The sequence below is a fragment of the Hyphomonas pacifica genome (genome assembly GCF_000682675.1).
Classification (GTDB): domain Bacteria; phylum Pseudomonadota; class Alphaproteobacteria; order Caulobacterales; family Hyphomonadaceae; genus Hyphomonas; species Hyphomonas pacifica.
In genome coordinates, this window is the sequence record NZ_AWFA01000011.1 from 1 (window position 1) to 20,189 (window position 20,189).

At 57.2% G+C, this 20,189-nt stretch carries 20 protein-coding genes; 15 read left to right on the plus strand and 5 right to left on the minus strand.

Features of this window, described 5'->3' with window-relative positions:
- Nucleotides 1-253 precede the first annotated feature (253 nt).
- Nucleotides 254-1,036 carry a PhyR family response regulator anti-anti-sigma factor gene (locus tag HY2_RS04755; protein WP_034825239.1) on the plus strand — a complete coding sequence of 261 codons (783 nt, stop codon included), beginning with the start codon at nucleotides 254-256 and terminating at the stop codon, nucleotides 1,034-1,036.
- A 13-nt stretch (nucleotides 1,037-1,049) separates the two neighbouring features.
- Here the strand turns inward: HY2_RS04755 and HY2_RS04760 are convergent, their stop codons facing one another.
- Both HY2_RS04760 and HY2_RS17455 read right to left on the minus strand, forming a co-directional pair.
- A complete protein-coding gene (locus HY2_RS04760) occupies nucleotides 1,050-3,161 on the minus strand; it encodes a TonB-dependent receptor (protein WP_034825241.1) in 2,112 nt (703 codons plus the stop codon).
- Between the two features lie 57 nt (nucleotides 3,162-3,218).
- Nucleotides 3,219-3,524 (minus strand): hypothetical protein, encoded by a 306-nt coding sequence (locus tag HY2_RS17455; protein WP_112061261.1) that lies wholly within the window; start codon nucleotides 3,522-3,524, stop codon nucleotides 3,219-3,221.
- A gap of 160 nt (nucleotides 3,525-3,684) precedes the next feature.
- On the opposite strand from HY2_RS17455, the gene HY2_RS04765 reads away from it, so the two are divergent.
- From HY2_RS04765 to HY2_RS04775, 3 genes are all read left to right on the plus strand, one after another.
- Nucleotides 3,685-5,271 (plus strand): MFS transporter, encoded by a 1,587-nt coding sequence (locus HY2_RS04765; protein ID WP_034825243.1) that lies wholly within the window; start codon nucleotides 3,685-3,687, stop codon nucleotides 5,269-5,271.
- 16 nt (nucleotides 5,272-5,287) lie between these two features.
- Nucleotides 5,288-6,064, plus strand: a complete 777-nt coding sequence (locus HY2_RS04770; RefSeq protein WP_112063422.1) for a hypothetical protein — start codon at nucleotides 5,288-5,290, stop codon at nucleotides 6,062-6,064.
- Between the two features lie 95 nt (nucleotides 6,065-6,159).
- Nucleotides 6,160-8,097 carry a glycoside hydrolase family 9 protein gene (locus HY2_RS04775; protein WP_051594729.1) on the plus strand — a complete coding sequence of 646 codons (1,938 nt, stop codon included), beginning with the start codon at nucleotides 6,160-6,162 and terminating at the stop codon, nucleotides 8,095-8,097.
- A 15-nt stretch (nucleotides 8,098-8,112) separates the two neighbouring features.
- On the opposite strand, the gene xth is transcribed toward HY2_RS04775, so the two are convergent.
- Entirely contained in the window at nucleotides 8,113-8,889 is a 777-nt protein-coding gene (gene xth, locus HY2_RS04780) for an exodeoxyribonuclease III (protein ID WP_034825247.1), read from the minus strand.
- An 81-nt stretch (nucleotides 8,890-8,970) separates the two neighbouring features.
- Here xth and tatA point away from each other — a divergent pair, with 81 nt between their 5' ends.
- The 9 genes from tatA to secF all read left to right on the plus strand — a co-directional run bounded on the left by tatA (nucleotide 8,971) and on the right by secF (nucleotide 16,514).
- Nucleotides 8,971-9,189, plus strand: a complete 219-nt coding sequence (tatA, locus tag HY2_RS04785; protein WP_034825249.1) for a twin-arginine translocase TatA/TatE family subunit — start codon at nucleotides 8,971-8,973, stop codon at nucleotides 9,187-9,189.
- A 24-nt stretch (nucleotides 9,190-9,213) separates the two neighbouring features.
- A complete protein-coding gene (gene tatB / locus HY2_RS04790; protein ID WP_051594730.1) occupies nucleotides 9,214-9,639 on the plus strand; it encodes a Sec-independent protein translocase protein TatB in 426 nt (141 codons plus the stop codon).
- Nucleotides 9,636-10,466, plus strand: coding sequence for a twin-arginine translocase subunit TatC (gene tatC, locus HY2_RS04795; RefSeq protein WP_081814931.1), 831 nt, complete (start codon nucleotides 9,636-9,638; stop codon nucleotides 10,464-10,466). Before tatB ends, tatC begins: the two co-directional genes overlap by 4 nt.
- A gap of 87 nt (nucleotides 10,467-10,553) precedes the next feature.
- Complete coding sequence (serS, locus tag HY2_RS04800; protein WP_034825251.1) at nucleotides 10,554-11,840, plus strand: serine--tRNA ligase; 1,287 nt, start codon at nucleotides 10,554-10,556, stop codon at nucleotides 11,838-11,840.
- A gap of 143 nt (nucleotides 11,841-11,983) precedes the next feature.
- The gene (gene surE / locus HY2_RS04805; RefSeq protein WP_034825253.1) at nucleotides 11,984-12,745 is read left to right on the plus strand and encodes a 5'/3'-nucleotidase SurE; all 762 of its coding nucleotides are present in this window, start codon (nucleotides 11,984-11,986) and stop codon (nucleotides 12,743-12,745) included.
- Nucleotides 12,733-13,386, plus strand: a complete 654-nt coding sequence (locus HY2_RS04810) for a class I SAM-dependent methyltransferase (RefSeq protein ID WP_034825255.1) — start codon at nucleotides 12,733-12,735, stop codon at nucleotides 13,384-13,386. Before surE ends, HY2_RS04810 begins: the two co-directional genes overlap by 13 nt.
- A 92-nt stretch (nucleotides 13,387-13,478) precedes the next feature.
- The gene (gene yajC, locus HY2_RS04815; RefSeq protein WP_051594731.1) at nucleotides 13,479-13,850 is read left to right on the plus strand and encodes a preprotein translocase subunit YajC; all 372 of its coding nucleotides are present in this window, start codon (nucleotides 13,479-13,481) and stop codon (nucleotides 13,848-13,850) included.
- A gap of 48 nt (nucleotides 13,851-13,898) precedes the next feature.
- Nucleotides 13,899-15,506 (plus strand): protein translocase subunit SecD, encoded by a 1,608-nt coding sequence (gene secD, locus HY2_RS04820; RefSeq protein ID WP_034825257.1) that lies wholly within the window; start codon nucleotides 13,899-13,901, stop codon nucleotides 15,504-15,506.
- An 18-nt stretch (nucleotides 15,507-15,524) separates the two neighbouring features.
- Nucleotides 15,525-16,514 carry a protein translocase subunit SecF gene (secF, locus tag HY2_RS04825; protein WP_034825259.1) on the plus strand — a complete coding sequence of 330 codons (990 nt, stop codon included), beginning with the start codon at nucleotides 15,525-15,527 and terminating at the stop codon, nucleotides 16,512-16,514.
- A gap of 19 nt (nucleotides 16,515-16,533) precedes the next feature.
- On the opposite strand, the gene HY2_RS04830 is transcribed toward secF, so the two are convergent.
- A complete protein-coding gene (locus HY2_RS04830; RefSeq protein WP_034825261.1) occupies nucleotides 16,534-17,097 on the minus strand; it encodes an LOG family protein in 564 nt (187 codons plus the stop codon).
- A 142-nt stretch (nucleotides 17,098-17,239) separates the two neighbouring features.
- Here HY2_RS04830 and HY2_RS04835 point away from each other — a divergent pair, with 142 nt between their 5' ends.
- The gene (locus HY2_RS04835) at nucleotides 17,240-19,078 is read left to right on the plus strand and encodes an ABCB family ABC transporter ATP-binding protein/permease (protein ID WP_233346084.1); all 1,839 of its coding nucleotides are present in this window, start codon (nucleotides 17,240-17,242) and stop codon (nucleotides 19,076-19,078) included.
- Between the two features lie 18 nt (nucleotides 19,079-19,096).
- Nucleotides 19,097-19,972 (plus strand): phosphatidylserine decarboxylase, encoded by an 876-nt coding sequence (locus tag HY2_RS04840; protein ID WP_034825266.1) that lies wholly within the window; start codon nucleotides 19,097-19,099, stop codon nucleotides 19,970-19,972.
- On the opposite strand, the gene HY2_RS04845 is transcribed toward HY2_RS04840, so the two are convergent.
- Nucleotides 19,969-20,184 carry a DUF2842 domain-containing protein gene (locus tag HY2_RS04845; RefSeq protein ID WP_034825268.1) on the minus strand — a complete coding sequence of 72 codons (216 nt, stop codon included), beginning with the start codon at nucleotides 20,182-20,184 and terminating at the stop codon, nucleotides 19,969-19,971. The genes HY2_RS04840 and HY2_RS04845 overlap by 4 nt on opposite strands.
- Between the last annotated feature and the right edge of the window lie 5 nt (nucleotides 20,185-20,189).

The following is a 20,189-nucleotide window of genomic DNA, read 5'->3' on the forward strand; positions in this document are numbered from 1 at the left end:
ATGAATGAGGGAGCCAAAGGGCTCAGGTCAGGACCTAGAGTATACACATCGAGCGGTTTTTACGCTGTTAGGAAAACAGCAGCAGCAGAGCATGAATGGGGTTTGGTATTAAGGCGGCACAGTTAGTGATTGGAGCCTTGCGCAGGGGCTTTAAGCTAGAAGAAGAATATCTTCGAAGCTTTTAAGTGGAACCCTTGGTTTATTTTCGGGTGGGAAACAAAGCTGTGTCCTGTTCAGGTTAGGGGGGAGCTGAATGCTCTCGGATCTTATATCTTCCGAATTACCGTATTTGCGCCGTTATGCGCGAGGACTTATGGGGCAGCAAGGTGAGGGCGATGCTGCCGTTGAGGACATGATCGAGTCCTTGATTTTCCGCATTTCTGTTGCGCCCGACATGAAGTTCAACAGGGCTGACCTTTTTGCCGAACTGGACAAAACCGCTCGCAAGCGCATCGCTTCCTTATCTGATGAAAGTGGCATTGCACGCATCCTGAATGCTATGTCGACAGAGGAGCGCCGTACTCTTTTGCTGACGATCGTCGAAGGTTTTACCGTTGCCGAAACGGCTGAGATATTGGGTATGACTACCAGCAAGGTAGAAGACACCCTGCGGGCTGCTGAGAGTACGATCACGCATGCCGTTTCAACACCAGTTCTGATAATTGAGGATGAAACGCTGATCTCGTATCAGCTTTCGCAGATTGTGCGCGAAGCAGGTCACACGATAGCCGCTGTTGCAACGACACAGGGCGAAGCTGTCGAGTTTGCACGTACAGGCAAATTCGGTCTCATCCTTTCGGATATCCGTCTGGCAGATGGGTCAACCGGTATTGATGCTGTGTCTGATATTGAATCCTTTTATGAAGACCCCGTGCCCGTGGTCTATATTACGGCTTACCCAGAAATGCTGCTGCAGGGGGGAGTAGGCGAACCGGCCTACCTGATTCCCAAACCGTTCGATCCGTTACACGTTCGTACGGTGATTGATCAGGCTGTCCTGTCCGCCTACCTTTCAGATACGCGTAAAGCCGCTTAAGCCCAAAGGACTCCTAGAAGGAGACCTTGATGCCGGCACGGATGTTCTGTCCCGGGGCCGGGACCGTTTCTTTCAGCACGGATGTTGAGTAGCGAACCTCTTCATCCGTCAGATTGCGTCCTTCGACGAACAATTGCGTGCCTTCCTTGCCAAAGCCCAGTGCGGAGAGCTTGAACGCAGCTCGCGCTCCGAAGGTCGTATAGCCATCGGTCGGCAGGCTGCCTGCGCCGGGATCATCCTGATCTGCCGCAATCGTCATATTGGCTTGCACGGTCCAGAGCTTCCAGTCGGCTTGAAGAGAGCTGTGGAATGTCACAGGCGGCAGATAAGGGATGTTTCCGCCGTCATCCAGTTCGCCATTGACGAAATCAATACTGGCTTTTGCTGTCCAGTCAGCTGACAGGGCACTTTGGGGGAGTCGGGCTTCTCCATAGATTTCACCCCCGAAGAATTCTGCGTCTTGCTGGCTGAACAGATACACCGGCACGCCGTCCACTTCATCTGTCAGCACACCCTCATTCAGGGTTGAACCTGGTGTCAGATAGATGAAGCCCTCAAAATCTGTCAGGAACAGGTTGCCGCCCGCGCTGAGCCAGTCATTTTCCCAGCGCACGGTGGCTTCGAGGTTCGTGCCTTTTTCCTTGTTGAGTGAGGTGTTGCCAACTTCATATTGGCGGGTGGCAAGGTGTGCCCCATCCGCAAAGAGCTCGCTCTCATTCGGGGCACGTTCCGTGTATGACAGCTGCACACCTGTAAACCAGCCCGTTCCCCAATGGGCATGAGCCCCGAGTGAGCCGCTCACCAGATTGAAGTCCACCTTTCCGGCGACAGAGTTGTCGAGTTCGACATCATCGAAGCGAACTCCGCCCTCAAGACCTGCGCCATCCTCTAGTTCGTAAGTCTCATAGATGAAGACACCCAGATTCTTGGTCTTGGTCGGCGTGATGAAAGCTTCATCGCCAAAGGCGCCGATTTCCTTGTCGAGATATTGAAGGCCGAATGCGCCTTCGATATTGGCGATCAAATTGCCGACCTCGATCCTGGCTTCCGTGCCGTCTGTATCATAGCGGGTGCCAGGTTCGCCCGGGCCCTCGAATTCCGTATGGGTGTAATCGGCAATGGAGAGGTTGGCTGCCACATCCTTGAGAATGCCATAGTCCAGGTTGAGACCGCCGCGGAAGTCATATCGGGTCTGTTCAAGATCAATGAAAGGCGACTCTTCTTCATGGTCAGCTTCTTCTTCGCCGTCATGACCTTCTTCTCCGTGTTCATGTCCCGGCAGGCCATACTCTGATGTCTGATGTCTGACGCCAAATCCCAGGAAGCCGTTGTCGCCTACCCAGGAAAGTCCGCCCGCAAATGTACCTGTTTGCAGGAAGGAATTTTCAAGCGTGGCATAGGCCTCTTCATGTTCGTGCTCATGGTCATGATCTTCTTCGCCTTCCTCATGCTCTTCGGAAGCTCTGAGGCGAGAGGATTCGGCAAATCCCGGAATATCGTAATTCCCGAAGTCGCGAGCTGAGGCGGACAGGGTGAGCACGAACGGGCCCGTCGTATAGCGTACCTTGCCAGCGGTCTCTGTGCCCTCATTGACGCTATTGGTGGCTGCAAGGCCGTCAAAACTGAGGGGCTCATCTGGAAGTTTCTCGACAATCAGGCCGTCAATGACGTTGACCACGCCGCCAATGGCCTGGCCGCCATAGGCGAGGGCGGCCGGACCGCGAAGGATTTCGACCTTTTCGGCGTCGATACCGTCAGCTGCGGCTTGGTGATCCGGTGAGGCTGCGGAGACGTCGATTACGCCAATGCCATTTGTCAGAACCAGGACGCGCTCTGCGCCAAGCCCGCGCAAGACAGGGCGGCTTGCACCCTGGCCAAAGAAGGTTGTTGATACGCCCGGCTCGGATGCCAGCGTGTCACCTAATGTACCGGAGAGTTTTTGCACCAGTTCATCACGATTGATCGAGCTGGCATTACCGATCATTTCGTCGGTATCGCGTTGCGGGCCGACGCCGGTGACGATGATCGTATCCAGTGTTTCCGGAGCATCTTGAGCAAAAGCAAGAGGGCTCACGCCCAGCAGGAGGGTCGCCGCAAATAGGCGGCGCTTTGGGAGGGATTTCATGTCAGGTATTTCCTTGAAACAATAGGCAGAACTGCCCGCAGGCAGCGAGTTCAGAGCTTATTGTTGCAAGGAGGGCGGACTTCGGGGGGGAGGCGCGCGGCCTGGTGGACGGCTCCACCGGGGCGCTTCAATATAGAAAGACGTTTGGGCAATTTCCGGTGCCGGCAAGGCAGGCGGCAGTGTATCGAAGGTCGGCAGTATCGCTTGATCCTGCGCGACGACCTTCAGCTGACAGGTGACGCCATAATGCTTGTGTGGCTGGTCTGCATGCGCCGCCGAGTGACCAAGCGCCAGTGCCTGCACAAATATGTACAGTCCTGCCAGAAAGGCCAGACGATGCGTATGTAAGCGCCGTTTGCTCATTGTTACTCAGTTACACCCAGTGGCGGTATTCGCAAGCACCCCAGCAGCTAAAAAACATTACGAAATGCACCTGCAGCTCCAGTTTTCAGGGTTTGGTAACCAAGGAGTCGCATCTTGGCGAAGGTTAATAAAAAGCCTTGCGCTGTTAAGAGGATGTAGCATGTCGAAGAAAGCTGTGCGCTGGGGCGCAGACGTTGGATGCCAGACGAAAGTTAAGCCACTGGAGATTCGCAACGACCTTTCCGATCATGGTTTGAAAGGGAAGCGCGCCCAAGGGCAATTGGGGCTGAACCGCCAGCTCACCAAGATGGCGGCCAAGAAGGATGCGCGGGATGGACTGCCTGTCTCCGAAGCGATCACACAGGACCAGTGGAGTGAGTGTGAGCAACAAATCGCAGAGCGCGCGGAGGATGTGCGCCGTGGATTGAGCACTTGGATGACTACAACAGCGGCGGCTGTCCGTAACTATATCAGTGATTACACGCCAATAGATATTTATCCGGATCAGCTGCGCGAGGCGATCAAGTCTGAAGAAAACGAATATCGCCATTACGAGTTGGATGATGTGCACGATGCGAAGGAAACGCATACGGCGGCGATCATCGAACTTCAGCAGTTCCGCGCGCGCCATGGGGACCGCATTGGGGACCGCACGCCGGATATCAAGAAAAATGTCGAGCAGGCGATTGCGATCCTGATTTTCATCATGGTGCTGGAGGGCGGCTTCAATGCTCTGCTGTTCAAGGATGCTCAGGCGAGCGGCTTGATGGGCGGTCTGATGATTGCCTTCGGAGTCTCCGCCGTAAACGTGATGTTTGGCGTGATCGGTGGTTTCTTTGGTTTGCGTTACCTGAACCATCCTGCACTGCCAGCGAAGATCGTCGGCGGCACAGTGGCGATGCTCTGTATTCTGTGTGGTATCTTCCTGAACTTCTTTGTCGCGCACTTCCGCGATGCTGTTGAGCTGGGCCTGATGGCCGCAGCGGAAGCCGGCACGCTAGGCAGTTTCTCCATGTTCTCGATTGCGCCAGGGGATGTGCTGAATTCCATGTTCCCGAACATCTTTGGGCTTGAGAGCTTTCTGGCTCTTGGTCTGCTCTTCATGGGACTCGCAGTCTTTGGGCTTGCGATATATGAGGGCTATGACCGCATTTCGGACCGCTATCCGGGCTATGGCCGCGTATGGCGGAAAGAGCGCCGCGCTTATGAACGCCGTCAGGAAGTGCGTAATGGCGTACGGGATGATCTGTCGGAATACTTCTCCAATTGTCGGCTTTGGTTCGAGACTCAGCAATCGCGTCATGTCGCAGCCAAGCGTGAGATCGAGAAGGCAATGAATCTGCTGGAAACACGCCGTGATTTTGCCTCAGCCATTGCGGCGCGTGCTGCAGATCAGGAGCGTAGCCTGAAGGTTGCTTACCGCCAGGCTCACCGCCGCGCACGTAACGCCAATCGTGACCGCTTGGGCGATCAGGCACCATGCCCGGCTTACTTCGACGAGATCGTGACGCCGCAGCTGCCACCTTTCGATTTCTCCAAGGAGCGTGACCAGGCAAACAATGCGATTTCGGCTCTCGACCAGAACATCAAGGCCTTGAACCTGACACGCGAATGGCTGGAGCAGCATATTCAGGAAGTCCAGAAAGGTCTGTCCTCCATCGAGAAGAAAGTTGCTGACGAGCTTGGTAAAGTGCGCGATGCCAAGGGCGCAACGCATGTGCCGGTCGATCAGGCCCGGCGCGCGTAGAGGGAGACTGTAAGGCATGGCACGTCGCAGAAGTGACAGGGGCCCATGGTTCTGGCGCGGCATGATCGCGCTGATGCTGGGAGGTGTTTTCGGGCTGTTCGCAATTGTCGCGTTCAACCAGCCGCCCAGCGTGATGGCAGATACACAGTGCCGGATGGATCGAAACGACCCTGCCCATACCATTATCCTTGTCGACCAGTCTGACCCTTTCAATCCCAATGATCTGGACTGGGTATATGAGTTTGTTGACGCAGAGGCGCGTAGCCTGCCGAAATATGGCCGTCTGACGGTAATGACCCCCAATGCCGAAAGCCCCTATGATCCGAAAGTAGTTTATGTGGCGTGCTCGCCCGGGAGTGCCGCTGATGCCAATCCACTGTTCCAGAACCCGAAAATGATTGAACAGACTTGGCAGAATGACTTCTACAAACCGTTGATTGCCAAAGTGGAAGAAACGCTTCTCGACAAGCGTCAGCCCAGTTCTCCCCTGTCGGAAGCGATCTACTCCATCGCCGATCGTGCCGATTTCCAGAAAGGTGAAGGCCGTCGCCGGGTCGTGCTGGTATCGGATCTGATGCAGCATTCCGATGGCTTCAGCTTTTACAAGACGGGGGCGGACTATGACGCTTATCTCGACTCAAAGCTGGCGGACACGAAACCTCATATGGAGGGCGTGGAAGTCGTGGCTCGCGTTGTCCCACGTCAGATTTACGACCTGCCTATCTCTGATGTGAAGTCTTTCTGGAGAGCCTATTTCTCAGAATCCGGGGCTGAATATGGTTCTGTAAACTGACCCTTCTTTCTTGCTTCACTTCTCGGCGTTGAAGAGTCTGGCCTTATTCTTGCACCTTCTAGCGGTAGAATTCGTGCAATTTTGGGACGGACATCATGTTTACTTTCTGCAGAACCGGCCTGACGGCCCTTGCTTCGGCGGTTTTGCTTGCGGCTTGTTCAACGACCACAGATACAGGTGGTTCACAGGCGGCAGGCGCATCCAGCAATGCTACTGCAACGCTGGTGAAGACGCGCAAGCAAGAGTATCTTGAGGCCTTCAACGCGCCGCGCGGCAAGGTTCGCGCGACGCAGACAGGCATTCGTCCAGGTTATGATTTTGTTGGCATTGCCGAGACGGACATCACATATCCACTGCCTTGGGAAATAGTGACTCAGAATGGTGCAGTCGTCGCGAGCGGAATGACGGTGCCTTATGGTCTTCACGAAGGGTCTGGTGAGCCCATTCACCTCATCATCGCGAAGGATCTGACAAGTCGAGGCAAGGGTTTTGTCTTGCAGGTTAAGAATGTGGGCACAAGCCATCCCTTTGACGTGTCTGAAGATGTCTTCCGTAATCTCAAATATGACACGCTGAGCTATTTCTATCACAACCGCGCCGGTATGCCGATTGAAGCAAAATATGCGGGTGGCAAGCAGTTGAGCCGTCCGGCCGGACACAAAGATGAAGTGCTGACCTGCTTCCATGGCGCAGACAAGTTCGGCTTGGAGTGGCCGGGATGCCAGTACAAGCTGGATGTTACCGGTGGCTGGTACGATGCTGGTGATCACGGGAAATACGTTGTCGATAGCGGCATCAGTGTCTGGACGCTGCTGGATGCATATGAGCGCGGCACCAAAGGTTTTGCGGATGGTGAGGTAAATATCCCCGAAGCCGGAAACGGCGTGAACGATTTGCTGGACGAAGCCCGTTACAATCTTGATTTCATGCTGAGCATGCAGGTGCCTGAAAATGCACACACAGCTGTCTTGTTGGGCAATGTCGGAAGTGACTTGGCGAGTGCCAAGCCGAACGTAATCGACGTGTCCGGTATGGTGCATCACAAGGCAGGCGATACGTCCTGGGCGTCTTTTCCCTTGGCGCCGCATCTGAACACAAAGCCTCGCGCCTTGTTCCCGCCCTCTACGGCTGCCACCTTGCATCTTGCGGCCGTTGGAGCGCGGTGTGCCCGCGTTTTCCGAGGCATTGATGACGCCTATGCTGATAAATGCCTGGAAGCATCCGAGCGTGCCTATGCGGCGGCCAAACGCGTGCCGGACGCCTATGCCCATGACAATTTCCTGGGGACTGGGCCTTTCGCATCAAACGATCTGCGCGGTGAGTTCTACTGGGCTGCTGCCGAACTCTACGTCACCACAGGAGAGGCTGGCTATCGGGCGGATGTGAAGTCCTATCAGGACAAGCTGGACAACTGGCCGCTGAGCAGCCGTGAAGAGATTAATTGGCATGACACCGAGGGCCTCGGCATCATCACGCTGGCGCGTTTCTCTCCTGATGCAGAGATGAAGACAGAGGCGATCGAAGGCCTGAAAGCCACGGCAGATGGCTATGCCAGCCAGATCATTCATGAAGGCTATCAGATACCTATGAACCGCGGCGTCTGGCCGTGGGGCTCCATCGGCACGCTGGCCAATCGTGGTCTTCTGCTTGGTACGGCATATGATCTTACTGGCGATACCCGATACCGGAATGCGGCGCTGGACCTGCTAGACTACATTCTCGGCCGCAACCCGCGCGACATTTCCTATATTTCTGGCCATGGCGAGAATGCCGTGAAGGCGCTGCACCACCGCTTCTGGGCAGGGGCATATTATCCGGGCTATCCGCTGCCCCCGGCTGGTGTTGTCTCCGGTGGCCCAAACAACACCAATCCGGCTGGGCCTGTCTCGCGCGCCATTATTGACCAATGTCACGCACAGACCTGCTTTGCAGATCATAATGATGCGTATGAGCTGAACGGCGTTGGCATCAACATTCAGGCGGCAACCTTCTGGCTGGCGGCCTGGGCGGATGATATCGACCGCGCGAACTAAGCAGTGATGGTGGAATTAGTCCTCAAAGGTGCCGATGACCGGCACATGGTCTGAGGGCTTTTCCATCTCGCGGGCCTTACGATAGATCTCGACGGACTGGAGACGGTCCGAGGCCTGTGGTGAGCAGAGCAGATGGTCGATCCGGATGCCGTGATCTTTCTTGAAGGCGCCGCCCTGATAGTCCCAGAACGTATATTGATGGGCGCGTCCATCGGTTAGTTCAAAGGCGTCAGCCAGACCAAGATATTTGAGCTTGCGGAATTCGGCGCGCGTTGAGGGCAGGGCCAGGGCGTCATTCTGCCAGACCGTCTCGTCCCAGCAATCAACCGGCGTCGGAATGCAGTTATAGTCACCGCACAGCACAAAGGCTTCATCCTGCTTCAGCAGCGCCCGGGCATGACGCTCCAACGCGTCCATCCATTCCATCTTGTAGTCATACTTCACGCCTGGAGCCGGATTGCCGTTCGGCAGATACAGCCCGCCGACGCGAATCGGCGACTCCGCCAGAACTAGTGCTTCGATATACCGGGCCTGGTCATCCTCCAGGGTCGGAAGGCCTTTCGTCACATCCTCAATCTCATGCCGTGAGAGGAGCGCGACGCCATTATAGCTCTTCTGTCCCAGAACGGCACAATTCCAGCCCTGTTCCTCAATTTCCAGGTAGGGAAAGGCGTCCGTCTCACATTTGATTTCCTGCAGGCAGACAACATCACAGTCTATTGACTGTAATACCTCCAGCACTGTGGGGAGACGGGCCTTGATCGAGTTGACATTCCAGGTGGCGATACGCATGAGGTCTCTATTAGCAGCTTCGCCCCATTGTTCCAGCGGGCAGTGCTGCCTATAATTGGGTAATTCCTCAAGGAGAACCGCATGTCACCGAGTTGGATTCAATTGCTGATCGTCGTGGTCGTTGCGCTGCTCCTGTTTGGCGGCCGGGGGCGCATTTCCTCGATCATGGGTGACATGGCGAAAGGCATTGGTGCTTTCCGCAAGGGCCTGAAGGATGAGGAAGAGACCAAATCCGTCGAGAAAGACGAGACCATGGTCAATGTCACGCCTCAGAAAGATGAGACGAAGGCCTCGTCATAATCCGCCGAGTGGAGGGCGCATAGAATGCTGCCCGGAATCGGGTTTTCCGAACTCCTTTTGCTGGGGCTTGCGGCGCTGATCATTGTTGGCCCGAAAGACCTGCCATTGATGATGCGCCGTGTCGGACAATTTGTCGGCAAGGGCCGCGCCATGGCACGTGAGTTCCAGGCCGCTTTCGAAGACATCGCCCGGCAGAGCGAACTGGACGAGCTGCGCAAGGAAATCGAAAGCCTCAAGCGCGACAATGCCATGCAGGATGCGGCGGCTGATCTCGCTGCTGTTGAGGCTGACATCAATTCTTCCGTCATGGCACAGCACCCGCAGGCTGAAGCGCCGTCAAAGCCCCAGCCAACGGAGCCAACTATAGTGCCGCAAGACGCGCAATTGACCAGCGCGCCGGATACGCCGGAAAGCACTGAAACCAAGAAGCCCGGGGATGATGCCGAGTGAGTACAGTGCCCCCCAAAGACGAACAGCCCAATTTTACGGATGACGAAGTTGAGGCGAGCCGCGCGCCGCTGCTTGAGCATCTGACAGAGCTGCGCTCGCGCCTCATCAAATCGATCATCGCGCTAAGTGTTGCCTCCATTGTCTGTTTCTTCTTTGCCGAGCACATTTACGACTTCCTGCTCGCGCCCTTCGCGCGCATGGCAGAGGGCATTCGTGGCACGCAGCTGGAGCTGATATTCACTGGCCCGATGGAATTCTTCTTTGCCAAGCTGAAGCTGGCCGTGTTCGCAGGTATCTTCCTGTCTTTCCCGGTCATGGCCTGGCAGGTCTACCGCTTTGTGGCGCCGGGGCTCTACAAGGAAGAGCGGGGCGCGTTCTGGCCGTATCTTGTCTTCGCGCCTCTTCTGTTTGTGCTGGGCGCGACCTTTGTTTACTTCCTGATGCTGCCCATGCTGGCGCGCTTTGCCGTGTCTCAGGAGCAGATCGAGAGTAGCGTGGCGACGATCAAACTGTTGCCGCGTGTCTCGGAATATCTCTCCTTGGTGATGGCGCTGATGCTGGCCTTTGGCCTGTCCTTCCAGCTGCCGGTGATTCTTAGCCTTCTGGGACGGATCGGCATTGTCTCTTCGGATGCGCTGGCCAAGGGCCGGAAATATGCCATCGTCGCTATCCTGGCCTTTGCGGCCTTCTTCACCCCGCCGGATGTAATCTCCCAGGTTCTGCTGACCGTGCCGGTGCTGTTCCTGTATGAAGTCTCCATCTGGTGCGTGAAGCTGATCGAGAAGAAGCAGGCCGAGCAGGACGCCGAGGCCGAAGCAAAGTCCTGATCCGGGCCTTGTAAGCACTTCCCCCGGTTGCAGCTTTGCCCGCTGCGGATTACAGCAGTGACCGACTGATCAGACAGGAAACACCCCATGTTCGATATCCGTGCCATCCGTGAAAATCCCGACGCATTCCGTGCCGCCTGGAACCGGAAGAAGCCGGGCCTGGGCGACTCCGTAGACGACATCCTTGCGCATGACGCCGCCGTCCGCACGGCAGTGACCGACAAGCAGGAAGCCGAAAAGGCTCGCAACGAAACCTCCAAGCTGATCGGAAAGGCGAAAGCCTCTGGCGATGAGGCGGAGTTTGAACGTCTGCGCAAGGTGGTGGCCGATGCCAAGGAAACCATCGAAGCGGCTGGAGAGCAGGAAGAGGCTGCACGCCAGCTGCTGGACGATCTGCTCTATGGCCTGCCGAACATTCCGCTGGACGAAGTGCCGGACGGTCAGGACGAAGACGGCAATGTCGAGCAAAGCCGCTGGGGCGAGCCGAAAGCCTATGATTTCGAGGTGAAAGACCATGCCGACCTCGGCGAGGCGCTCGGCATGATGGATTTCGAGACGGCGGCGAAGATGAGCGGTGCGCGCTTTGTGCTGCTCTCCGGCAAACTCGCCCGTCTGGAACGTGCCCTTGCCGCCTTCATGCTGGACGTGCAGACGGAAGAACATGGGTATACGGAATGCTCTCCGCCTGTTTTAGTCAAGGATCAAGCGCTTGTCGGGACGGGCCAGTTACCCAAGTTTGCCGAAGATCTATTCAGGACAACGGCGGACCACTACCTTATTCCCACAGCTGAAGTCCCGCTGACGAATATTGTCCGTGAAAGCATCACCGAGGCTGACTATCTGCCGCGCCGCTTTACCGCACACACACCATGCTTCCGCTCTGAAGCAGGCAGTGCCGGACGTGATACTAAGGGCATGATCCGCCTGCACCAGTTCAACAAAGTAGAGCTTGTCTCCGTGGTCGCGAACCAGGAAGAGGGCCTGCAGGAGCTGGAACGGATGACAGGCTGCGCCGAGGAAATCCTGAAGCGCCTGAACCTGCCGTTCCGCCGCATGCTGCTCTGTGCTGGCGACATGGGGGCAGGGGCTCGCAAGACCTATGACCTTGAAGTCTGGTTGCCGAGCCAGGACACCTATCGCGAAATCAGTTCGTGTTCCTACTGCGGAGACTATCAGGCCCGCCGCATGAATGCGCGCTATCGCCCGGAAGCCGGCGCGAAACCTGAATTTGTTCATACACTGAACGGTTCCGGCCTCGCTGTCGGCCGCACATTGGTGGCCATTCTGGAAAACTACCAGAACGCCGACGGCTCCATCACCGTACCGGAAGCCCTGCGTGGCTACATGAACGGCCTTGAGGTGATTTCGGCATGAGCCCTCACCTCCCACGCCCTTCGGGCGCGGGTTTCTCCCTTCCCGAGGGGAGAGGGGGCAGATGTGGGGCACGGATAAATCCCTCTCCCGATTTCGGGAGAGGAGGAAGTCATCGCACCAGCGATCGTATGTGAGGGAACACTATGAGAATTCTGCTGACCAATGATGATGGCATCAACGCGCCGGGCCTGGCTGTGCTGGAAGAGATCGCTCGTGAGATTTCGGATGATATCTGGATCGCCGCGCCCGAAGAGGAACAGTCCGGCAAGGGCCGTGCCATCTCGCTGACGCATCCGGTGCGCACGCGCAAGGTGGGCGACAAGGCCTGGGCCGTGGCGGGCACACCGTCTGACTGTGTGCTGCTGGCCACGCATAATCTGATGCCGGAGAAGCCTGACCTTGTGCTGTCCGGCGTCAATCGCGGCCAGAACATTGCCGAGGACACAAGCTTTTCCGGCACCATCGCCGGCGCCATGTTCGGCATGCAGATGGGCATTCCGTCGGTTGCCCTCAGCCAGGCGCAGAGCTTTCGCGAGCGCGGGTCTCTGCCATGGGATACGGCCCGCAAATGGGGCAGCAAGGCGCTGAAGCCGCTAATCGAAACCGGCTGGCCGGGCGATGTCGTGATGAATGTGAACTTCCCGGATGTGGACCCTGACGATGTCAAAGGCATCAAGGTGACCCGCCAGGGCTTCCGGGATGAATCCATTATCCATACCGACCGGCGTGAAGACCTGCGCGGCAATGATTATTACTGGATCGGCTATCGCGGAAAAATGTCGAAGCCTGCCGAGGGTACTGATCTGCGCGCCATTTATGATGGCTATGTCTCCATTTCTCCGCTTCATGTGGACTTGACGCATGAAGTGTTCCTCAGGACGCTGCGGGAGATATGGAAGAGCTGATCGCCGACCCGTTCCGTGCCGCCCGCCTTGTCCTGCGCCTGCGCCAGGAGGGGGTCACCGATGATGCCGTGCTGAAGGCGATGGAAACCATCGACCGCGGGGCCTTTGTCGAGGGAGAGGAGCTGAAGAAGCTCGCTTTTGATGATTGCGTGCTGCCGATCCCTTGCGGGCAGACAATTCCGCGCCCTGCCGTAACCGGGCAGCTTTTGCAGGCCATGGGTCTTGGCCCGTCGCGGCTGGCGCGCATCCTTATGATCGGCATGGGCTCGGGATACACGGCGGCGCTCGCCGGGCAACTCGGCTCGGATGTGTTCGCCGTTGAGCGCTATGACCGTCTGACGGAAGCGGCACGTCAGCGTATTGTGCGGCTGGGTCTCAGTAATGTGGCCGTGCGTCATGGCGACGGAATGCTCGGGTGGGCAGAGCGCGGGCCTTATGACCGCATCCTTCTGACAGGGCAGGTGGATGAGGTGCCGGACGTGCTACTCTCGCAGCTTGCGAAGGGCGGACTGCTGCTCGCGCCTATGCAGCGCGAGGGCAGGCAACAGATTGCGCGCATGAATGCTGATCGACAGACAGAGTGGATTGGCCTGTCTTTTCCGCTTCCGGCGCTGGCCGAGGGAAAATCCCGCATTCTTTAGCCGGATTTGCGCATCTGCAGGCCTTGTTTGCCAATACATGCGGCCACAGCTATAGGGGCAGGAAATTCTCAGGGGTTCACGGGAGACATATCATGCTGAACAGACTTGCCGCACTGACGATCGGGGCGACCGCCCTTGGCCTGCCCGCACTGGCACAAGCCGCTCCATCCGAATCCGGTCCAAGTATTATCAGCCAGGTCCTGCTGTTTCTGCCGCTGATCCTGATCTTCTACTTCCTGCTGATGCGTCCTCAGCAGCAGCGAGCCAAAAAGCACAAGGCGATGATCGAGGGCCTCAAGCGCGGTGACACGGTCATCACGTCCGGCGGCCTGATTGGCAAGGTGACTAAGGCTGGTGACACAGAGATCACCGTTGAGCTGGGTGACAACATGCGCGTCCAGATGATCAAGGCGATGGTCATCGAAGTGCGCGGCAAGAATGATCCTGTCCCTGCCAACGATTAAGGGCCTTTAGGGCCGGCTGCCGGCCCGCCCCACGATAAGGAATCCCCAATGCTTCAGTTTCCACCCTGGAAGGTTGCGCTCATCCTGTTGGCTCTAGCGTGGGGCGTCGTCATGGCGCTGCCAAACGTCGTGAACATGGATAATGCCCCTGGTTTCATGCCCAAGAAGGGCGTGAATTTGGGCCTGGACCTTCAGGGCGGTGTCTATCTGATGATGGAGATCGACCCCGATGAGGTGATTGCGAACCGTCTGGAAGTGTTTGCAGGCGATGTGCGCGGCGCGCTCAGCAATGTGTCCCCTTCCGAACGCATCGGCCACCTGCCGGAAGTGAAAGGCCGAGAGCTTGAGATCAAGCTGACCCGCCCGGATGCAGATGGTAATTTCCCGCTTGATGAGGCCCTGCGACGTATCCGCAAGCTGAATGGCAGTGTGGAAGGCGCCATTGGCGGCGCCAAGACCTATGAGATCGAGGCGCGCGGGAATGATACGATCATCGTCAGCGTGCCGCAGACGTCTGAAGAGGCCCTGATGAAGGATGCGCTCGGCAAGACGATGACTATCGTTCGCCGACGGGTGGACCCGGATGGGGTGTCCGAGATTTCCATCACGCCTCAAGGCAACAGCCGCATCATTCTGGAAGCGCCGGGCGAGCCTGATCCGCAGCGCCTGAAGGATTTGCTAAGCCGTGATGGCAAGATGACTTTCAATCTGGTCGACAACAGCCCTTCTGCAATCACCGCTGCGCAGAGCGGCGTGGTGAAGCCCGGCTATCGTCTACTGGAAGGTCCAACTACCGGACCGCTACTTGTTCGAAATATTCCGGAAGTTGTCGGTTCTGACATCGCCAATGCGGCGCAAGGGTTTGATGAGGCGAACCGCCCGCAAATCAACTTCCGTCTCAATAGCAATGGCTCACGCAAATTCTACAACACGACCCGTTCCAATTCCGGCAAGCTGTTTGCTATTGTTCTGGATGATGTGATCATGTCCGCGCCGCGGATCAATGAACCGATCCCGGGCGGCAGTGTTCGCATTACGGGTGATTTTACACAGGAAGAAGCCCAAGACCTTGCGGCGATTATCGAAGCCGGCGAAATGCCGGCAAAGGTTCAGTTTCTGGATCAGCGTACTGTCAGCCCGACATTGGGCCACGACTCCATCCGCGCAGGGACACGCGCCTCCATGATCGGCCTAGCCCTGGTCGCGATCTTCATGATTGTCGCTTACGGCCTGATGGGAGGCCTCGCAGTCGGCTCGCTGGCCGCGAATATTATCTTGATCCTTGGTGCTCTCTCCGGCCTCGGCGCAACGCTGACCCTGCCTGGCATTGCCGGTATTATCCTGACAATCGGTATGGCGGTGGATGCCAACGTGCTGGTGTTTGAACGTATTCGCGAAGAACAGCGGGCTGGGCGCTCGCCCATGACTGCAGTTCAGGCGGGGTATGAGCGCGCGCTCTCAACCATTCTGGACGCCAACATCACCACGCTGATCGCGGCTGTGATCCTCTATCTGCTTGGGTCCGGCCCCGTGAAAGGCTTCGCGGTGACCCTGGCGATCGGTATCGTGACGTCCGTGTTTACGGCCTTTGTCGTGACGCGCTGGTTTACCGTCATGTGGCTGAAAGCCTTCCGCCCCAAGAAGCTCGCAGTCTAGGCCCGTAGGAGAAACATCATGCTACTCAAATACTGGCCTGAAGAGACAAAGCTGAAGTTCATGAATTTGCGCCTGATCGGCGCGATGGTTTCAGCCTTGATGATTGCGGCTTCCGTTTTCTTTCTCGGCACGCGCGGGCTCAATTTCGGGGTCGACTTTGCCGGCGGTACGGTAATGGAACTGGAGCAGACGGATACAATCACGGTTGAGGCTGTCCGCGCAGCCATGCCGCTCAGTGCTGAAGTGAACAGCGCCGTCGGCACCGATGCCCGCAGCATTGTCGTCGTGAAGTTCGGCGAGGCAGATCCTGCAGAACTGGGGGAGGCGTTCCAAGCGCTTTCGCCTGCGGATCAAGCTGAGCGTGCAACAGGCGCAACCAATGAGTTTGTAGTCCGTGTACTGAAGGAAAAGCTGAACATATCTGACGATCAGTTTCTTCGGAATGATTCCGTGGGGCCGAAAGTCTCCAGTGAGCTTTTCCGGGATGGTATTACCGCGCTTGTCGTCGCGCTTGCGCTGATGCTGGCCTATATCTGGTTCCGGTTTGAATGGCAGTTCTCGATTGGTGCTGTTGCGGCGCTGGCGCACGATGTCATCATCACCTTGGGTGTCTTTGCGCTGATGCAGCTGGAGTTCAACCTGACGACCATCGCCGCCTTGCTGACGATCATTGGTTACTCAATGAACGATACGGTTGTTGTGTTCGACCGGGTGCGGGAAGAAAAGCGGAAGTACAAGAAGATGCCGGACCGTCAGGTGATCGACCTGGCCCTGAACAGCACGCTGTCTCGTACCTTGCTGACGTCTGGCACAACGCTTCTGGCGCTGTTGGCAATCTTCTTCCTGGGCGGTCCCGTTTTGCGCGGCATGAGTTTCGCCCTTATTTGGGGCATTCTGATCGGGACATACTCATCTATCTTCATTGCCTCCAGCATCGTGCTGGCGCTGGGTATGGACCTGAACAAGAAACCTTCCGACGAAGTGCAAGGGTTTCAGGGCGCGCCGTAGCTTTAACGGCGCTTTCCCCTTATTCTCCCAATACGATGTGACGCTGAAGCAGGGCCTCAATGGCATCCTTCGGCGTGTCGCAATGCACCAGCGAGGCGCGGAAGTTCTCCGGGGTGAACTTGCCGTCGATGATGTGGTCCATCAGTTCGAAGAAGGGGGACCAGAAGCCATCCTCGTCCAAAAAGGCCATTGGCTTTGCATGCAAGCCCAAGCGGGCCCAGGACAGTATCTCCACGGCTTCTTCCAGGGTGCCGATACCGCCCGGCAGCACAATGAAGGCATCTGATTCATCAAACATCATCTGCTTCCGAATGTGCATGTTCTCTACGATGCGGTGCTCCACCTCATCATAGATCATCTCCTTGTCCAGCAGGAAGCGGGGCATGATGCCCAGCACATCGCCGGCAGACTCATGAGCGGCGCGTGCGCAGGCCCCCATAAGGCCAACACCGCCGCCGCCATAGACCAAGCGCAAATCATGCTTGGCGAGTTCGCGGCCCAATTCCTCGGCCAATCTGAGATAGCCTGGTTGAACCGCATCAGAGGCACCGCAATACACGCAGACCGACTTGATTTTGCTCATTCGAAACACGCCTTTCTACTGTGTGGGCTAGCCGGTATATGGGCCCTGCAACGCAACCGCCAGTGACATTTTCAGGGTGCTTTGCTGTCTCTGGCAACATCCAGGGTTTGCTGTCTGGATGTTTTGTTACCATATGCGGGCGATGACGAATCCACATCAAGCTCCGGCGGACCATGACAAGATCGAGAGCGCCGATGGCGGGCTTGGCGGTTCCATCCTTCGAATCCTGAAATTGCTCGGCCGACCCGAATTGTCGAAATGGCGCCTCGTAATGGTGCTGGCTGTGCTGCTGACGCTCGGCGCGTCTGTGCTGGAAGTTGTTTCCCCATTGTTGTTGGGGCACGCGATCAACCGCGCGGTCCCTGAAGGCGGCGAGGCGGCGGCGTTTGGCGCGGCAGCCATGTGGCTGACCCTTGGTATCAGTATTCGCTTTCTGGCAGCGGCCATGCCGCAGATACGGGACTGGCTGTTCTCACCCGTCAGTCAGGATGCGCAACGCATCGCCAGTGTGGATGCTTTCGGTCACGCGCAGTCGCTGTCCCTGAACTTCCACCAGACCCGCAGGACGGGGGCGCTCAACCGGATTATTGAGCGTGGCGCGAATGCCATCGACTATCTTATCCGGTTCCTGGCATTCAATATCGGGCCGACCTTTGTGCGGCTGATCCTTGCGTCCATCGCGCTGGGGGTGGCCTATGATTACAGACTGTCCCTGATCGCCATTGCCACAATCATCATCTACGTCATTGCGACCGTAGTGATCACGGAGTGGCGGGTGCGCCAGCGCCGGAGGATGAATGAGGCGGATACGCATTTCCGTGCGACAGCTGTCGACATCCTGACCAATTTCGAAACCGTGAAGGCCTTCGCCGCAGAGCGCCGTGAGACAGGCCGCTTCAATGATGCGATGCGCACCTATAATCATCGCTATGTCGATGCCGTGCGCTCCATGTATATCCTGAACGCGACACAGGCCCTGATCATGAATGGCGGCTTGCTGGCGGTCCTCGTGCTGTCTGCGTTCAATGTCATTCAGGGTACGATGAAGGTGGGCGATCTCACCGCCGTGATGCTGATGCTGCTGTCGCTCTACGCGCCGCTGAACATTCTTGGCTGGGCCTGGCGGGAGATCAAGCAAGGCGCCGTCGATCTGGAAAAGCTCTACGGATTGCTTGCGATGAAAACTGAAGTGGCAGACGCTGTGGATGCGCATGAGCTGAGCAAGCCATCAGGCCATGTCGAGTTTCAGAATGTTGGTTTCAGTCATGAAGGCCGCGCCGTCGGCGTTCGTGACATCAGTTTTGATCTGCCGCCCGGCCGCAAGATTGCCTTTGTCGGCACCTCTGGCGCGGGAAAGTCCACGCTGCTGAAACTGTTGTTCCGTTTCTATGACGTGGATAGCGGCAGGGTTCTGGTGGATGGTCAGGATGTGCGGACGGTAACACAGGAATCCCTGCGCAAGGCGCTGGGCCTGGTGCCGCAGGATGTCGTGCTGTTCAACGACACGATCCGCTCCAACATTGCCTATGCAAGGCCGGAAGCTACGGATGAGGAACTCCGGGATGCCGCGCGCCGCGCGCAGTTGCTGGACTTCATCGACTCGCTGCCGGAGGCGTGGAGCACGCGCGTTGGCGAACGGGGCCTGAAGCTTTCCGGTGGCGAGAAGCAACGTGTCGGCATCGCTCGCGTAATTCTGGCTGATCCTGCGATCCTGGTGCTGGATGAGGCTACGTCAGCGCTCGATAGTGCGACAGAGGCGGCCGTTCAGGATGCACTCGATGAAGCCGCAGAAGGTCGCACGACGCTGATGGTTGCCCACCGCCTGTCTACCGTGAAATCGGCCGATGAGATTATCGTCCTTGAGGCAGGAGAAATCATTGAGCGTGGTACACATGCGCAGCTGCTGTCAAAAGACGGCAAATATGCTGATATGTGGGAAAGACAGGCGAAGAGCGCCGAAATCGCGTTGGATGAAGTTTAACAGGAAGGCCCGCCCGGCATGAGCGAAGACCTTGAGCGCAAATCTACCCCTTGGCTGACAGCCGGCTTTGATTGGGAAGGTGTGGCGGCGGCTTTGGCGGCGTTACTGATTGGTATGCTGCTTGGTGCGTTCTGGTCGGTGCTGTTCTGGATAGGTTTTGCGATCATGGTTGCGGCGCTTCTCTCCGGGCGTTGGTCTAAACGTGCCGTTCCGGACCTTGCCAATGGAATCATCGCGCCGTGCGACGGGCTTGTCGTATCTGTTTCGCGTGAAGATCCGCCGAGCGAGCTGCGCATGACGGAAAAGCCGACCATGCGTATCCGCATCTCTTCATCTCCTGCTGCAACCAATCGCCTTTATGCGCCGATTGCCGGCAGCCTGGAGAGCCTGATCGTTGAAACAGGTGACCGTTCTGTGCCGCTTGCCATGCGGCCGGAAGATGAGGGGCTTACGGTTTCCTATCTGACTTTTGAGAGCCAGAGCCACCAGGTCGGCGTGCGCCTGGCCTCTGGTGGGCTCGGGCCTCGGCAGGAGATCGAAGTGGAAGCGGGGGACATTCTTCGCCTAGGCCGTATTTTCGGCAAACGCCGTCTTGGTGGCTGGTGCGATATCTATGTTCCGGCAAATACAGGCCAGTTGATCTGGCCGGGACAAACCCTTGTCGGCGGAGAAACCGTGCTCGGACGTCTCAAATCATCCAGCGATCCTGATCTCTTCGAAGACATGATGGCTGAGGAAGAGCCTGAAGGAGCCGAGGAAGAGGTTCTCGATGAGGTGCATGACGACGGTGATGACTATTATCCAGAGCCAGACGAGACAGACACGCCGGAAGACCCGGCTGTGATGTTCGCACGCCTACGGGAAGCGGCGAAGAACAAACCTGCCGGGGATTAGTCCTCGCCTTTCGGTGCGTTGCGGTTCATCCAGGCAAAGATCGGCTTGAAGGGTAGTATCCAGCCGATACCGCCCACGACATAGAATAGCACAATTGCCCATTTGGGCCATCCGGACACCATGGGGCCGACAGTGCCGATCATAATAATCCAACACATCATAAAGGCCAGCAGGGTCAGGGTCGCGACGATTTTCCGGTTCTCATAGCTCATTCTCA

Bases quoted from the DNA above. Each gene is read 5' to 3' on its own strand.
- HY2_RS04770 (WP_112063422.1), top strand. From the start codon at position 5,288: ATGGCACGTCGCAGAAGTGACAGGGGCCCATGGTTCTGGCGCGGCATG.
- HY2_RS04830 (WP_034825261.1), bottom strand. From the start codon at position 17,097: ATGAGCAAAATCAAGTCGGTCTGCGTGTATTGCGGTGCCTCTGATGCG.
- HY2_RS04765 (WP_034825243.1), top strand. From the start codon at position 3,685: ATGTCGAAGAAAGCTGTGCGCTGGGGCGCAGACGTTGGATGCCAGACG.
- yajC (WP_051594731.1), top strand. From the start codon at position 13,479: ATGCTGAACAGACTTGCCGCACTGACGATCGGGGCGACCGCCCTTGGC.
- HY2_RS04760 (WP_034825241.1), bottom strand. From the start codon at position 3,161: ATGAAATCCCTCCCAAAGCGCCGCCTATTTGCGGCGACCCTCCTGCTG.
- HY2_RS17455 (WP_112061261.1), bottom strand. From the start codon at position 3,524: ATGAGCAAACGGCGCTTACATACGCATCGTCTGGCCTTTCTGGCAGGA.
- surE (WP_034825253.1), top strand. From the start codon at position 11,984: ATGAGAATTCTGCTGACCAATGATGATGGCATCAACGCGCCGGGCCTG.
- HY2_RS04775 (WP_051594729.1), top strand. From the start codon at position 6,160: ATGTTTACTTTCTGCAGAACCGGCCTGACGGCCCTTGCTTCGGCGGTT.
- HY2_RS04755 (WP_034825239.1), top strand. From the start codon at position 254: ATGCTCTCGGATCTTATATCTTCCGAATTACCGTATTTGCGCCGTTAT.
- HY2_RS04840 (WP_034825266.1), top strand. From the start codon at position 19,097: ATGAGCGAAGACCTTGAGCGCAAATCTACCCCTTGGCTGACAGCCGGC.
- tatB (WP_051594730.1), top strand. From the start codon at position 9,214: ATGCTGCCCGGAATCGGGTTTTCCGAACTCCTTTTGCTGGGGCTTGCG.
- HY2_RS04835 (WP_233346084.1), top strand. From the start codon at position 17,240: ATGACGAATCCACATCAAGCTCCGGCGGACCATGACAAGATCGAGAGC.
- tatA (WP_034825249.1), top strand. From the start codon at position 8,971: ATGTCACCGAGTTGGATTCAATTGCTGATCGTCGTGGTCGTTGCGCTG.
- HY2_RS04845 (WP_034825268.1), bottom strand. From the start codon at position 20,184: ATGAGCTATGAGAACCGGAAAATCGTCGCGACCCTGACCCTGCTGGCC.
- serS (WP_034825251.1), top strand. From the start codon at position 10,554: ATGTTCGATATCCGTGCCATCCGTGAAAATCCCGACGCATTCCGTGCC.
- xth (WP_034825247.1), bottom strand. From the start codon at position 8,889: ATGCGTATCGCCACCTGGAATGTCAACTCGATCAAGGCCCGTCTCCCC.
- HY2_RS04810 (WP_034825255.1), top strand. From the start codon at position 12,733: ATGGAAGAGCTGATCGCCGACCCGTTCCGTGCCGCCCGCCTTGTCCTG.
- secF (WP_034825259.1), top strand. From the start codon at position 15,525: ATGCTACTCAAATACTGGCCTGAAGAGACAAAGCTGAAGTTCATGAAT.
- secD (WP_034825257.1), top strand. From the start codon at position 13,899: ATGCTTCAGTTTCCACCCTGGAAGGTTGCGCTCATCCTGTTGGCTCTA.